The following is a 14,360-nucleotide window of genomic DNA, read 5'->3' on the forward strand; positions in this document are numbered from 1 at the left end:
TCGGAAGCCGTCAAGCCACACTTGAGGAACGTCTGAAAAATTTTTTCAAGACCTTGGCAACCATCCCCCGACAATGGCCATCCGGCAAGTTCAGGCCTCCCACATCGGAATCCGAACCCCGCGTTCCCGGGCCGCTTCGGCAGCTTCCTCGTAACCAGCATCGACGTGGCGGATCACCCCCATGCCCGGGTCACTGGTGAGCACGCGCAGCAGGCGACGCTCCGCCTCGGGGGTCCCATCCGCCACGATCACCATGCCGGCGTGCAAGGAATAGCCAATGCCCACCCCGCCCCCGTGATGCAACGAGATCCAGGATGCCCCTCCCACGGCGTTGATGAGGGCATTGAGGTAGACCCAGTCCGCAATGGCATCCGAACCGTCTTTCATGGCCTCCGTTTCCCGGTTGGGAGAGGCCACCGAGCCGCAGTCGAGGTGATCGCGGCCAATCACGACCGGTGCGGACACCTCGCCCTGCGCCACCATCTGGTTGATCAGGCGCCCCAGACGCGCGCGCTCCCCATATCCTACCCAACAGATGCGGGCAGGCAGACCCTGGAAATGAACCTGTTCCCCGGCCATACGAATCCAGCGGCAGAGGTGCGCATCGTCCGCAAACTCGCGCAGAATCATCGCATCGATGGCCCGGATGTCGGCCGGATCGCCCGACAACGCTGCCCAGCGGAAAGGCCCCTTGCCCTCACAGAAGAGCGGACGGATGTAGGCCGGTACGAAGCCCGGATAATCGAACGCCCGCGCGACGCCGTGATCCAACGCCACCTGACGCAGGTTGTTGCCGTAGTCGAAAACGATCGCCCCGTGGTCTTTCATGGCCAGCATGGCTCGCACGTGCGCCGCGCAGGCCTCCCCCACAGCCTTCAGGTAGGCGGAGGGTTCCGCCGCGCGAAAGACCTTGGCCTCCTCCACCGTCTGGCCTGGCGGGATGTAGCCGGTCATCAGGTCGTGGGCACTGGTCTGATCCGTCACCACGTCCGGTATCATCCCGCGAGAGACCATTTCCGGAAGCAACTCTGCGGCATTGCCTTCCAAAGCAATGGAACAGGCTTCTCCCGCCGCCGCGGCCGCCTGCGCGGCCGCCCAGGCGGCATCCAGGCTGGTAAAGGCCTGCTGAACGTAGCCGGTCTCACGGCGGCGGGCAATCCGAGAAGCGTCCACCTCGATCGCCAGCACCACGCCATCGTTCATGGTGACAGCCAGCGGTTGAGCCCCTCCCATGCCGCCGAGGCCGGCCGTCACGGTGATGCGCCCGCGCAGGCTTCCGCCGAAATGCTGGCGCGCCAGCGCGCCGAAGGTCTCGTAGGTCCCTTGCAGGATGCCCTGCGTGCCGATGTAGATCCAGGACCCGGCCGTCATCTGGCCGAACATGGTCAAACCAGCCGCTTCCAGGCGTCGAAACTCATCCCAGGTGGCCCAGTGTCCGACCAGGTTGGAATTCGCGATCAAGACCCGCGGGGCATCGGGATGAGAGGGAAAGCGACCGACGGGCTTCCCCGACTGCACCAGCAGCGTCTCGTCATCCTCCAGCGTCAGCAAGGCCTTGACCAGGGCCCTCAAGGCGGGCCAGTCGCGGGCGGCCTTGCCCGTACCGCCGTAGACCACCAATTCATCGGGATGTTCGGCCACCTCAGGATCGAGGTTATTCAGCAACATCCGCAGGGCGGCCTCTTGCACCCACCCCTTGCAATGGCGCGTGCTGCCGCGTGGCGCCCGCAACGGAATGCGGCTCTCACCGGCCAGCAAACGCGGAATGCCCGTATCAGGGGCGATCGTCGTGGTCATCGCACACTCTCCTCGCTCACGACGGCACCGCCCCCTTCCGTGTCGCCGACCGCCGTGGTCGTCTGGCGCGGGCGCGCGTCGCTCTCAATCATAGCCGACTTCCCAGGCATCCCAACACGGGGAAATCATCCCGGACGTCATACCGCGGACAATCTATGACGAATCGCTATATCCACTATTGCGTTTCGCTATACTTGTGTCATCATGAAAGTGCCGACGGCCGAACCGTCGGCCACCCGGACCACGAAGTTCCCGCAAGCGTCGACGGCGACGCTACCGGCGTGATTCCAGACCACCCACCGCTGAAGGAGCCCGAAACGATGAAGATCATCGTGTCCCTCAAGGTCGTGCCCGACTTCGAACAAGTGCGCATGGCCCCTGGTTCGACCGCCCTGGACGTGAGCAGCGTGCCGCGCGTCCCTTACACATTCGACGAACTCGCCCTGGAAGCGGCGCTGCGTCTCAAAGATGCGGACAGCAGCCTGGAGGTCGTCGTGGTGTCGCTGACCAGCGACGCGGCGAAGGCACGCGAGGTCGTCAAGAAGGCGTTGGCGATGGGGGCGGACAAGGGCATTCTGGTGGAAGACGCCCAGCTGGCGGACGCCGACACGTTGGCCCAAGCGCAGGTGCTCCAAGCCGTGACCGAAAAGCTCGGCGAGGTCGGAGTGGTGACCTTTGGCATCCCAGGTATTCAAGGCGAAGCCTTCAACACCGGCGCAGAAGTGGCGGGTTTGCTGGGCTGGCCGCTGGTCTCGTATGCCAGTGAGTACAAGCTGAGCGGCACGACGGCCGAAGTGATCCGGCACGTGGAGAAAGGCAAGCAGACGGTCGAGGTCGCGACTCCCGCGGTCGTCAGTGTCGGCAAGTTCCCGTGGGACCCACGCCTACCAACCTTCAAAGGCATCATGAGCGCCAAAAACAAGCCACTCGACACCTGGTCACTGGGCGACCTCGGTCTGTCTGGTGGACTGACCCCCAGTGTAAAAACCTCCGCCCTGACGGCGCCCCCAGCCCGCGGGGCCGGCCGGCGCGTCGAAGGCGACGCGATGGAGACGGCCAAAGAGGCGGTCACGGCCCTCAAGGGCAAGCAGTTCATTTAGGAGGAAGACCATGAGCAACCAAGGCATCTGGGTCGTCGCCGAGCAGCAAGGCGATGCGCTCGAAAGCACCACCCGTGAACTGCTCGGGAAGGCCCGTGAGTTGGGCAATCAATCCGGTCAAGCCGTCCACGTTCTGTTGATCGGCAGCGCCTGCCAGGGCGCCGCGCAGGGTCTGGGCGACATGGGCGCTGACCAGGTGTGGGTGGCGGACCACGGAGACCTCGCGACCTACCGCGCCGAAGCCTTCGGGGCGGTGGCTGCCCACCTGCTGGCGCAGCATCAACCGGCCGTGGCCTTGTTCTCTGCCACCAGCGCCGGGCGCGACATGGCCGCCTACGCGGCGGCACGCTTGAAGACCGGTGTCGCTCCGGACGCCAACGGCATCCTGGCGGAGGGCGGGCAGTTCAAGGTGACTCGCCCCATCTTCGGCGGCAACGTGCTGGCCACGTTGGCCACCAGCGGTGGCACCGCCCTGATCACCGTCTTGCCCAAGGCGTTCGAACCGGCAGCCGGCGGGGCCGGCAAGGCGGGCACGATCAATGCCGTGGCGCTCGAGCCGAATCTGCTGGCGGCGCGTACCAAGGTCAAGGCCTTCGTGGAGGAACTGCAGTCGGGCAAGATCAACCTGACCGATGCGGAAATTGTGGTGGCCGGCGGGCGGGGCGTCGGGGGGGCCGACAAGTTTGGCATCATCGAAGAACTGGCCCGCGCGCTCGGCGCGGCGGTGGGAGCCTCTCGAGCCGTGACGGATGCCGGCTGGCGGCCCGCCAATGAACAGATCGGGCAGACCGGTGTCACGGTCAAACCCAAACTCTACATCGCGGCCGGGATTTCAGGTGCAGTGCAACACTGGGTCGGCATGAAGGAAGCAGGCTACATCGTGGCCATCAATACCGACGCAGAGGCCCCGATCATGAAACAGGCCGACCTGGCGATTGTGGGCGACCTGTTCAAGGTCATTCCCGAGATGGTCAAAGAAATCAGCGCGGCCAAGGGTGTCGCGGCCTGAGCCGCGACACCAGTTGTCCTGACGCTTGTGCCCGGCCAATGGCCGGGCTTTTTCGTGCGCATAAGCTCTGAAAACTTCTGCCGGCGCAGCGCGCCTCAGGCGCCACGCCAGAGGTGAGCCGGCGCGGACCAGGCGCCACCCAGGAGGCGCGGATTGAATGAAGCGGCGGAAGGTTATTCTTGGCGCGCCAGCAGCGCCGCCTGATCAGCCGCCAATGCCACCAGCAGGGCCGCCACTTCCACCGTGCCATCCGCCCGACGCGCTTGTTCCAGCAGCGCATGCGTCTGCAGTGACCCAATGGCCACACGGCCGGACCGGCCACCGGACTTGCCGGCCAGTCTGGCAGGCCTGCCCCGCGCGGGCTGAGCAGCTTGCAGTGGGGGCAGGGCATCTCCGTCCGGCAAGACGGTCTCCGGCGCAGCGTTCAGGACCACAGGCAGCATCGCCTTGACCCGGCGGTCCAGTTCGGCCACCGACAATCCCTCGGCAAAGACGGCCGCCACCAGCTCCGCCTGCTGCTCCTCTGGCACCTGAACAACCGCCCCGGCGTGACGAGGGGTGAAGGGGCGCTGAAGCTTGCCCTCGGGAGTGGCGATCTGGCGTTCGAGCGCCTCTTGAAGTGGCGACGGCATCTTCAACAAACGCACCCGGTGGTCGACCCAGGCCTTGTTCTTGCCCAGGCGGTCACCCAGCTGAGCGTAAGACCACCCCGTCTCGTCGAGCAGGGCCCGCAGGGCGCGGGCCTCCTCCATCGGGGTGATGTCTTCCCGCAGCACATTTTCAACCAGACCGATCTCGCGTGCCAGACGGTCATCCAACTCCCGCACCACCACCGGGACCTCCGTCAGGCCTGCCTGGGTGGCGGCGAGCCAGCGGCGCTCGCCTGCCACGATCTGCCAGCGACCGTTTTCCCGCGGATGAGGACGCACCAGCAGCGGCTGTAACACCCCGTGAACCTTCAGGCTCGCCGCCAGGTCATCGAGCGCCGCTGCGTCGAAAAACTTGCGCGGCTGGTCAGGATTCGGCGCGAGCTTGTCGAGGGCCAGCTTGCGGCGATCGCCGCCCGCCTGAGGGCCCAAACGGGCCTGCGTGACGTTCAACAACTGGTCCCAGGTTCCCTCAGGCACGGCTCACCTCCAAGGCCTCCGAGTTCAGCAGTGGCTCGAGCATCAGGCCTGCGAGCGCTGCCTCCTGAACCGCTTCGACCCCGATCACGTTCTCCCCGCGCCCGTAGGCGATGGGCAACGCATTCCAGCAAATCTGGTTGATTCGACGCGGCAAGCCATTCGCGAGCACGTGCACCAGGTCGCACGCGGCATCCGTCAGCAGCGCGTCTTCCCGACCAGCGACCCGCGCCCGATGGGCAATCAGACGGCGACTCTCACCTGGGTCGAGGGCCGTGAGCGTCGCGCGGATGGCCACCCGATTTTCCAGGGCAGGGTTGAGGGCCAGGCGGGTGAGCAATTCCGGCTGCCCCACCAGGACACTGGTGATCAGCTTGCGTCCCGCGTCCAGGTTGGAGAACTCGCGGAGCAGTTCGAGATGGTTGCGACTCGCATTTTTCCCGAGGTTCTGGCTCTCATCGATGATCAGGACGACATGACGGTCTTCGGCGGCCAGGTGAATCAGGTGCCCCAACAGGTCGCTCATCTGCTTGCCCTTGCCCCGCCGCAGCGGTAACCCGAGTTCCAGGGCCACCTTCTGCATCAAGGCGCTTTCAGTCGGATACGAGGCGGGGTTCTGGATATGCACGATCTCGTAGCGGCCGTCCGCCCGCAACACATGGTTGAGCTGCGACAGGATCAGACTCTTGCCCGTCCCGAATGGCCCGACCAGTACCGCCAGTGGCTGGCGCTCCGTGATGGCATACAGCAATTTGGCCAGGCTGGCCCGGTGCTGCGACGACATGTAGAGCATCCGGACATCGACCGCGTCGATGAAGGGAGACTCACTCAGTCCGAAAAAATCCAGCACGCAGGCACTCCAGAGGTCAGTCGAGACAGCACGTGGGTGACAGAATAACACCCGCGATGCCGCGCCTGGTGTGATGGAAACCACCGGGAGACGGCCTCTCCTCGGACGGTTCGCAGGATCACTTCAGCGCAGGGTCTCTCCCGGCCTCATCGCCAGGACCTGACAGCCCAGCGAGGCCACCCTCGCTTGAAGGTCTTCAGGCGTGCCGGCCAGCACCGGGAAGGTCCCGAAGTGCATCGGAATCACCTGCTTCACCCCCAGCAACTCGACCGCCTTGGCCGCCTCGCGCGGCCCCATCACATAGTGTCCCCCGATTGGCAAAATCGCGAGGTCCGGTCGATACAGCTCCCCGATCAAGGCCATGTCACCGAACACGTTGGTGTCTCCAGCGAAATAAAAGGTGAAGCCGTTCTCCAGCCGCACCACATAACCGACCGCCTCCCCGCCGTAGACGATCGAGCCATCGGCTTCCTGAATCCCGCAAGAGTGGTCGGCGTGGACCATGGTCACGTGGACGCCGGCCACTTCGACCGTGCCGCCCTTGTTCATGTCGAGGGTGCTGGAAACCCCCTGGCGCCCCAGCCAATGGCACAACTCGAAAATGCCCACGGTGGGGCAGGCATGGGCCTTTGCGAGCGATACCGCGTCGGCGACGTGGTCGAAGTGCCCGTGGGTGAGCAGCATGGCATCCACTCGGGGAAGGTCTTTGAGCGCCTCCGGGCAGGCCGGATTGCTCTGCACCCAGGGGTCAAGCAGGAGCGACTGCCCTCCCGGGGTGGTGACAGCAAAGGTGGCGTGGCCCAGCCAGGTGAAGGTCGTCTCACGTCCCAGGGTCAAGCGCCACGTCCTTTCTTGGCGGTGCTCGGCGAGAGGGGCTCCCCCTCATCAAGCCGGCCAGGGATGGCCCCATCGCAGCGAGAGGCACGCAGCGAGAGAACTTCTTGAAGCATACCCAAGCGCTGGAGACGCTTCAAGCGGCGAACAAGCACCCCAGGCATCGGCGTCAAAACGGGCGACTCACGCTGAGGGCGAAGGTGGCGTCGTAGATCTCGTAAAACAACACCGGTTGCTGCAGGTTGTACTCGAAGGTGATGTTGGGCCAGCCTTGGGGGCCCAGGTTCCAGTTGGTGACGACTGAGAGGCCGGCCTGTTCGCCGAGCAACGAACCAGGCCCCGGGTTGAGTTTGGGGTCAGAAGCCCACAAGACCTGGGGCTCCTTGATCCCCACCAGCACGGCCGGCATCCAACCAGGCCCCATGGAAGGCACCGCCAGAGACAAGCCAGGCGTCAGTTCCGTGACGGCCTTTTCCGACTCGGAATAGACCGCCCCCACGTTCAGGCGAATGTTGTTCCAGAGCGCCCAGGACATCACGGTCGAGCCTCGCAGGAGGTTGCGGGCCAGGACACCCTCGAAGGAGACCACCACGGCGCCGAAATTGGCATCGGCCACGACGGTGTAATTGGTGGCGGTCGTGCGGTTCGGCGTGACCCCCCACCAGTCGGGTTGATCCACATCAGCCGCCGCCTTGAGCGTCAGCCAGTTGGTGACCCGGGCTGCCAGGCCGCCGAGCACCACCGTCGGCGTCACGGCGGTCGCCAGTCGCAGTGGTCCGAACTCCCGGGTCGCAGCCACCGCCGCCGCACGCGGGCCCCAGCGCACGGTATTGACATCCGGCCCGATGAAGCCGTTGCCGACGATGCCACCCCAGGCGGCGGGATTGTCCGAGGACGGATAAAAAATGGAGGCGGGCGAAAACATGCCCACCCGAATTCGCGTGTCAGCCAGGGTGGTGGTGACGTTCGCCCCACCGAAACGCCAATCCGTGTTGGGAGGCTTGCCACCCCCTGCCGGGCCCGGCATGTTGCCCACGGTCGTGGCCGGCAGGGCGCCATTCATCGAGGCGGCCATCTCCCATCCCTGGGCCGTAGAGGCCAGATTGAGGCCCAGGTTGCTCCGGGCGAAGGGAGCCTGGTCGTCCTGCGTGTTGTCCATCCAGACGGAGCCGATCGAACCGCTCATCCGCACGGCCGTGGGCCCGACCGTGTTGGCCTGCTGAAGCTTGTCTTCCCACTGCTTGAGCCGGGGCAGCAGCTCCGTCAAGGCGAGGCTCTCGACCACGGCCTTGACCGCCTCGACATCGGGCCGCGCCGGTGCCGGGGGGGGAACGGCGGCCACCGCCAAACCCGATGCGACCGGCCTGCCTGCCTGCATGGCGGCCATCACCTTGTCCAGGGCGGCGGCCAGTTCATAGCGCGACACCCGCTGGTCTCCTCGAAACGAGCCATCGGGAAAACCCGCCATCACCGCATATTTTTTCACCAGGGTTTCGACCGTCAGAAAGGCCCAATGGTCGACCGGAATATCGCCAAATGCGCCGAAATCGGCTTCTTCCTGCGCAGCGGCGGGAGAGGCGAGCAGCAAGGCGAGGATGCCGGCAAGCACAGTTTGGCGTCGCAAAGGCCCCAATGCGTCAGACCTTGCCTGGTGACCCGAAAATCGGGCTGCCCTCCCCCGCACGCATTCGGGAAATCACAGCAAACGGGCCTCACTGACCGGGTCGAACAGATGCAACTTGGTCGGGTCGACGCCCAGACTCAGCACATCGCCCACCTGGGGGAGTTCACTGTCTTCCAGTCGCGCCACCACCGGCGCGCCGGTGCCGCGAAGATAGACGAAGCCCTCCGAGCCCATCGGCTCGACCACATCGACCTCGGCGCGATATCCAGGCAGTTCGGCGGCTATCGGCACCAGATGCTCGGGCCGAAATCCCACCACGACGTCTCCCTCTCGCACGTTCCGTCCTTCGGGCAAGGTGAAGGCGAAGTTTTCACCGCGCAGGTGCACCCGGCCATCAACGGTGGCTGCCACCCCCCGCACCAGGTTCATTTGCGGCGAGCCAATGAAAGTCGCGACAAACAGATTGGCGGGCCTTTGATAGACCTCCGCGGGGGTGCCGACCTGCTGCATGTGCCCCGCGTTGAAAATCGCGATGCGGTCGCCCATCGTGAGCGCCTCGGTCTGGTCATGCGTGACGTAAACGAAGGTGGTCTGAAGGTCCCGATGGAGTTTCTTGATCTCCGCCCGCATGCTCACGCGCAGTTTCGCATCCAAATTCGAGAGTGGCTCATCCATCAGGAAGACCTGTGGGTTGCGCACGATGGCACGTCCGAGCGCCACGCGTTGACGTTGCCCGCCGGACAGTTGCTTCGGCTTGCGTTCAAGGAGGTGCTGGATTTCGAGGCGCGCCGCCACATCATCCACCACCCGGTCAATCTCGGACTTGGGCGTGTTTCGCAGCTTGAGCGCAAACCCCATGTTCTCGCGCACGGACATGTGCGGGTACAGGGCGTAATTCTGGAAAACCATGGCAATGTCGCGGTTCTTGGGCGGCACGTCGTTGACCACGCGATCGCCGATGTACAGGTTGCCCTCGCTGATCTCTTCCAAGCCGGCAATCATGCGCAAAGCGGTGGATTTTCCGCAGCCGGATGGCCCGACCAGCACCAGAAACTCCCGGTCGGCAATCTCGAGGTCGAGCCCCTTGATCACGAGGTTATCGCCGTAGCGTTTGATCACGTGATCGAACTTCACGCGGGCCATAAGCACCTGGACCTTCAAGCCTGACCACCGACGCGGCCAGTGCAGCCAACAAGCAGGAGGGATCGTATGCCTCCCCTACTTACCCCAGCGCTCCGTCAGACAAACGCGTCAACACGCGTTCGACCCCGCTTCTGGAGAAGTTGCCAGCCGAGGGAAGGAGCCCCCCCATCCACCGCGATGCTGGGAGACCCTGAGCCCTTACTTTATATTTTAGCCAAATTTAAACAACCCTTTACCGGGCAACCCGGCTTTGGCGCGATAACTCCCACAGCGGCGTGTGCTGGTCCCCCCACGCCCCGTCCCCAAGGAGGCTGTCTCGATGCACGTCCGTTTGTTCGCTCTTGCCGCGCTTGTGCTCACGCTGGCTGCTTGCGGGGCGACCCCGCTGAAGGCGCCCCTCTCGCCCCAGAGTCTGGCGGGTACCTTTGAAGCCGAGGCAACCAAGACGCTGCTGGCAGGCTTCAAGCACATCCACATGGCGGCCTATGCCAGGATCGACGCCAATGCAAATGGCGAGATCGACGAGTACGAAGCGGGTTCCAGCATCGATTTGAAAGACTTCACGCGCGCCGACCGCAACCGCAATGGCCGGCTCAGCAAGCGGGAATTCATGGACTACGCCACGGGCGGCAGCGTTTTCGGTTTCTTGCGGCAGGACCGCGTGGCGTTCATGAAGCAGACGCGAGACGTGTTGTGGCGAGCCTTTCAGCGCCTCGACGGAGATCGCGACCGCCAACTCAAACCAGCCGAACTCAATGAGAAGGCCCTTCAGAAGGTGGGAATTCACCTGCGCATCGACGGATTGCGGCTGCGCGTGGCACTCAATGAGCTGGACGACGCGACCTTCGAAGCCAGTGATAAGACCGGCGGCGGAACCCTGTCCCAGGCGGAGTTCGAGGACTACTGCATCACCAGTTTCGTGAAGGCCATCAATCCGAACTATCAGATGGGCCCGATCCCGGCGCCCGCGCCGGCGGAACCGGTGCCTGCCGACCCCGTGCCCGGAGAGGAGCCAGCGGGCGGCGAGGACCCGGATGAGACGGAACGCTGAGAGTCAGCTCCGAACTCCCCTCCCCGTCCATTCAGGAGTGAAGCCCCGTGGGAATGCCCATCGACACCTCTCCAACCCGCTTGTTTCCCCTCAGCGATCAACGTCCTGAGGCGCCCGAACCGCGTCGGGGCGAAACCCACGGAGCCGCCCTCGTGCTCGCCTTGGCCCAACGCGTCGGGACTGAGGCCCAACTCCAGAGCGCGTCTGAGCCTTCGCCAGGAATGTGAAGGCGCCGTCAAGTGAGGTCCGCTCCCGCCTGGGAAAGCCGCCATGAGCGGACAGTCATTTGTCGTGTCGCGCGAACAGTGTTAAACTGAGCTTAGAGGCTCTTCTCCCCCCGCCAGGTCGAGAAGACCCCGCAGTGGAGGTTGACCTGTGAATCGGCGCGAGCTGGCGAAATTCCAAGTCCCGGAAGTTCGGGACCAATATATGGACAAGTACGGAGACCCGCTGGAGGAAGTCTCCCCACAGGACCTCATGGACCTGATGGAGAATCTCTGGACCTCCAACCGAGGCTCTTACGCGCAGCAACGCGAGAAAATGCGCAAGGAAGGTCACGATCCTTGGTCGGTCCGCCTGGCATTGGTGGAGCAGTATTTCAAGTCGCTGTACCTGCGGCAGGAGAAGCTGGACGAAACGGCAGACGCCCTCAAGGTGCTGGACGTGACGCACTTCATTCAGTTCCGTATTGAGGAACTGATCAAGCAGCACCAGGAACGGGAAGCCGACGAAGCCCGCCACAGCCGTGACAAGTTCGGAATTCGCGCGCCACGCGTCTAGACCGTAGGGTCTACGAGACCCGTTGTCGTGGCCGGTGTGGCGTAAAAGTCCGTCCGCGCTCCCAACGACCCCGCCTCGGCGGGGTTTTTTCTTTTCATGCCAAACGCTCGGACACGGCCACGGTGCGCCACGAGCCGTCCGTCCTCAGGGCCTGATTCCGCCGCGACGCAGCAGCGTGGCCGATCTACCCAGGCGTGACGTCGGCTTCGATCACCATCGCCGGCGCGTCCTTGCCGGGCACCCGGGCCCAGCGCACCGGTTCTTGCCAGGCCGCCAGCATATTGCCCGCGATGATCGCCTTGGCCCGTCCCCGTAACACGCCCCCCTCAATCACCAGCCCCTGCGCCACCGTCAGCGAAAATCGACCAGAGGCGGTGTCCTGGGTATGCAAGCCGAGCATCTGGACCACCAGCAGACCCCGATCGATTCCCGCAATCAGCGTTTCAAGGTCGCTCTCTGGTTCCGGCAGCACGTAGCTGGAGGCCCCTCGCGGAAAGCAAGTGGGCGGAGAACCCGCTTTTCGAGCGTGCTTCAGGTCCAACACTGGCGTGAGCAACTTCCCTCCCGACACGAAAGTCCAAGGTCTGGCGGGCACGCCTTCGGCCGTCACGGCGTAGGCTCCGGGAGCCAAGGCGCGGGTGGGGTCGACGCCGACCTGGAAGTCGGGATGAAACACCGCCTCCTGCGCTTCGAACTGGCTCAGGGTGAACGCCGCCCCCCGGTTGAGCACGCGCTGACCATCCAGATTGCCGAACAGGTACTTGCCCAGCATCGCCTCCGTGGCCGAGGGCCAGAACACGACGGTCTGTCGCCCAGCGCGAAGTTCAGCGTCGCGCGAAAGTGCCCGCGCCAGTTCCCCCGTGCGCCGGATACAGTCATCCAGTTCGGTTGTACGCGGAGGACGCCGCAACGACAGGCCATCGGCGGCGCGGGAATCGATATCGGCCCACAGCCCCACCGAGGTGGAGTTCCCCTGAAAGAACAGCCCCTCGGAGCTGACCAGCACGCGGGAGGCGACTGACGCCCCGACCGCCCCTGAGACCCTTTCCGCGCCATAGGCCGGCAGTTCCTGGCGAAACCGGTCAAGCACCTCGAACAGCGGAGCGGGATCCCCGTCGACCCAGGCAGCCGCATCCGAATCGAACAGGACCACTTCAGGCGGCACCTGGGGCCCCAGCACTTCGGGCGCCCAGGGGTCTTCGTAGGAAGCGGCCCGCCAGGCCGCCAGATCATCATCGAGGGCTTCCAGCGTGGCACGGTCGACCACCCCCACACTGATCCGCCCGTCCGCCCAGCGCAAATACACGTCGCCACGGGTGCCTGTGACCCGGTTCGGCGCGTCGTAGGGGCCGCCGGTCTGGTTGTCCTTCAGGCCGATTTCCACCCGCGTGGAGGTGTCGAGTAGCAAGCGCCAGCCCGTCAGGGCCAGTTCCGGGCGAATCGGGTTCGCCGCCCGCGCCGTCAGCCTGGCAACCAGGCGTTCCGCGTAGGTCATGCGGCGGCCCCTCCCACTCGCACCTCGGGGTGGGCGTCCACCAGCAGAAAGGCGTGGGAGCCGCCACTCGATGGGACGGACTGACCGCGCTTGCCACACATGCCCGGCGCATCCAGGCGCGGATCACCGATCCCGGCCCGAATGGCCGACAGCACCGATAGCACCTTGCCCGAGAAGATGGCCGGCTGATACAGCGTCAGATCCGACAGGTCGTGGATCGCCGTGCATTGAAACACGAAGTCGCCCAGACTCGTGTTGACCTGCCCCCCGCGGTACCCGGTGAGGAAGAGCACCCGCTCGTCCTGTTGCATCAGACCGTGGGCCAGCAGCAAGGCGCGCATCTGCTCGGGGGTGACCTCATCCGGGTCGTGCGGCAACGAAATCGGATCGTCCACCAGGATGCGCGTGTTGGTCATGCGCGGCATCGGCAACGCCGCAAAGTGTTCGACGCGCGCCGCCCCCGTGGGGGGCACGCCGGCGCGCCGGGCGGAAAAGGTATCGGCCAGGGCTTCATCCAGCACGCCCGCTCGCACGATCGTGACCGTCTGACGGCGTTCGCCGTTGGAACTGTAGGGCTGATAGGCATAGTCGGCCGGCAACGGGCCATCGAGAATCGAGACGTAGGAGGGCGCCACGCGCTCGCCGCGGCGAAAACGCCCCTCCTCCCCCAAGATCGAGGCCTGCATGCTATCGGTCTCGGCGGCGTGACCAAAGGCCTCGTGCGCGAGGCCCTTGGCCAGGGCGTGGTCGATCACCAGTTTGTAGGAACCAGACGCGAGTCGTGGCGCGTCCAGCAGGGCGATCGCCAGGTCCGCCGCTCGCCGAGCCCGTTGCGCCAGCCGCGCCAGCGCCTCGGCATCCCCGAGCAAGGCCACATCCACCCCCACCACGCCCGCGCTGGTGGTGGCGGCCCCGTGTTCTCCCCGCGCCGTGATCTCGTGCCCGAGCCGGGCCCGTCGGAGCGTGTAGCGCACATCGGTGCCATCGGTGCGTCCCACCTGCCACGCGTCGTGCGTCACACTGAAGGAACTGCGCACGGACAGCCTCGCATCCCGCTTGCGCACAGCCTCGTTCAGGGCCGTCAGCGCAGCCTCCACGGCGGGCAAGTCCGGGGGGGCCCAGGGCTCGGCAGGGTCGTGAGCCACCAGCGGCGGCACCTGGAAGATTTCCAGATTGGTCTCCAGGTCGCGCGCCCCTGCTTCATGAGCCAGATCCACCGCGCGCTGCGCCACCTCCGCCCCGGTTGCCGGATCGTCACTGGCGGCAAAGCCGCCGTGACCGCTGGCGGTGAAGGCCTGCACCCCGACGCCCCGTCCGCGCGACACGCCCAGGTGCTCGGTCCGCCCATTGATCACCAGCACGCTGGCGTCGTGGCGCGCCTGCCCCCGCGCGATGGCATAAGCGCCGCGGGCGCGGGCCGCCGACAATGCCGCCTGCACGGCGTCCGCAACCTGAGCGGTGAATCCAGGCATCAGATCCGTCACGGCTAGCTCCTCTTGAACAGGGCGGTTCCGTCAGGCAGCAGGTTGCCACGCGCTGCGCCGGCGAGCGCA

Annotated in this window: 12 protein-coding genes; 4 read left to right on the forward strand and 8 right to left on the reverse strand. The window is 65.3% G+C overall.

The window, feature by feature from the left end; genetic code table 11:
* Nucleotides 1-90: 90 nt before the first annotated feature.
* Nucleotides 91-1,797 carry a urocanate hydratase gene (gene hutU / locus VKP62_08230; GenBank protein ID MEB3197176.1) on the reverse strand — a complete coding sequence of 569 codons (1,707 nt, stop codon included), beginning with the start codon at nucleotides 1,795-1,797 and terminating at the stop codon, nucleotides 91-93.
* Nucleotides 1,798-2,117: 320 nt separating this feature from the next.
* On the opposite strand from hutU, the gene VKP62_08235 reads away from it, so the two are divergent.
* Both VKP62_08235 and VKP62_08240 read left to right on the forward strand, forming a co-directional pair.
* A complete protein-coding gene (locus VKP62_08235; GenBank protein MEB3197177.1) occupies nucleotides 2,118-2,897 on the forward strand; it encodes an electron transfer flavoprotein subunit beta/FixA family protein in 780 nt (259 codons plus the stop codon).
* Nucleotides 2,898-2,907: 10 nt separating this feature from the next.
* Nucleotides 2,908-3,906 carry an electron transfer flavoprotein subunit alpha/FixB family protein gene (locus VKP62_08240; GenBank protein ID MEB3197178.1) on the forward strand — a complete coding sequence of 333 codons (999 nt, stop codon included), beginning with the start codon at nucleotides 2,908-2,910 and terminating at the stop codon, nucleotides 3,904-3,906.
* A gap of 173 nt (nucleotides 3,907-4,079) precedes the next feature.
* On the opposite strand, the gene VKP62_08245 is transcribed toward VKP62_08240, so the two are convergent.
* The 5 genes from VKP62_08245 to ugpC form a co-directional block, all read right to left on the reverse strand.
* Nucleotides 4,080-5,033, reverse strand: a complete 954-nt coding sequence (locus tag VKP62_08245) for a ParB/RepB/Spo0J family partition protein (protein MEB3197179.1) — start codon at nucleotides 5,031-5,033, stop codon at nucleotides 4,080-4,082.
* Nucleotides 5,026-5,880 (reverse strand): AAA family ATPase, encoded by an 855-nt coding sequence (locus VKP62_08250; GenBank protein ID MEB3197180.1) that lies wholly within the window; start codon nucleotides 5,878-5,880, stop codon nucleotides 5,026-5,028. The genes VKP62_08245 and VKP62_08250 overlap by 8 nt, the downstream gene beginning before the upstream one ends.
* A 123-nt stretch (nucleotides 5,881-6,003) precedes the next feature.
* A complete protein-coding gene (locus tag VKP62_08255; protein ID MEB3197181.1) occupies nucleotides 6,004-6,717 on the reverse strand; it encodes a metal-dependent hydrolase in 714 nt (237 codons plus the stop codon).
* Nucleotides 6,718-6,883: 166 nt separating this feature from the next.
* On the reverse strand, nucleotides 6,884-8,338 hold the full coding sequence (locus VKP62_08260) for an S-layer homology domain-containing protein (GenBank protein ID MEB3197182.1): 1,455 nt from the start codon (nucleotides 8,336-8,338) through the stop codon (nucleotides 6,884-6,886).
* Nucleotides 8,339-8,410: 72 nt separating this feature from the next.
* A complete protein-coding gene (gene ugpC / locus VKP62_08265) occupies nucleotides 8,411-9,481 on the reverse strand; it encodes a sn-glycerol-3-phosphate ABC transporter ATP-binding protein UgpC (GenBank protein MEB3197183.1) in 1,071 nt (356 codons plus the stop codon).
* A 319-nt stretch (nucleotides 9,482-9,800) separates the two neighbouring features.
* Here ugpC and VKP62_08270 point away from each other — a divergent pair, with 319 nt between their 5' ends.
* A complete protein-coding gene (locus VKP62_08270) occupies nucleotides 9,801-10,532 on the forward strand; it encodes a hypothetical protein (protein ID MEB3197184.1) in 732 nt (243 codons plus the stop codon).
* A gap of 429 nt (nucleotides 10,533-10,961) precedes the next feature.
* Nucleotides 10,962-11,312, forward strand: coding sequence for a hypothetical protein (locus tag VKP62_08275; protein MEB3197185.1), 351 nt, complete (start codon nucleotides 10,962-10,964; stop codon nucleotides 11,310-11,312).
* A 184-nt stretch (nucleotides 11,313-11,496) separates the two neighbouring features.
* On the opposite strand, the gene VKP62_08280 is transcribed toward VKP62_08275, so the two are convergent.
* Entirely contained in the window at nucleotides 11,497-12,807 is a 1,311-nt protein-coding gene (locus VKP62_08280; protein MEB3197186.1) for a metallopeptidase TldD-related protein, read from the reverse strand.
* Entirely contained in the window at nucleotides 12,804-14,291 is a 1,488-nt protein-coding gene (locus VKP62_08285) for a TldD/PmbA family protein (protein ID MEB3197187.1), read from the reverse strand. Before VKP62_08285 ends, VKP62_08280 begins: the two co-directional genes overlap by 4 nt.
* Between the last annotated feature and the right edge of the window lie 69 nt (nucleotides 14,292-14,360).

It is taken from the genome of Candidatus Sericytochromatia bacterium, assembly GCA_035285325.1.
Lineage (GTDB): Bacteria > Cyanobacteriota > Sericytochromatia > S15B-MN24 > JAQBPE01 > JAYKJB01.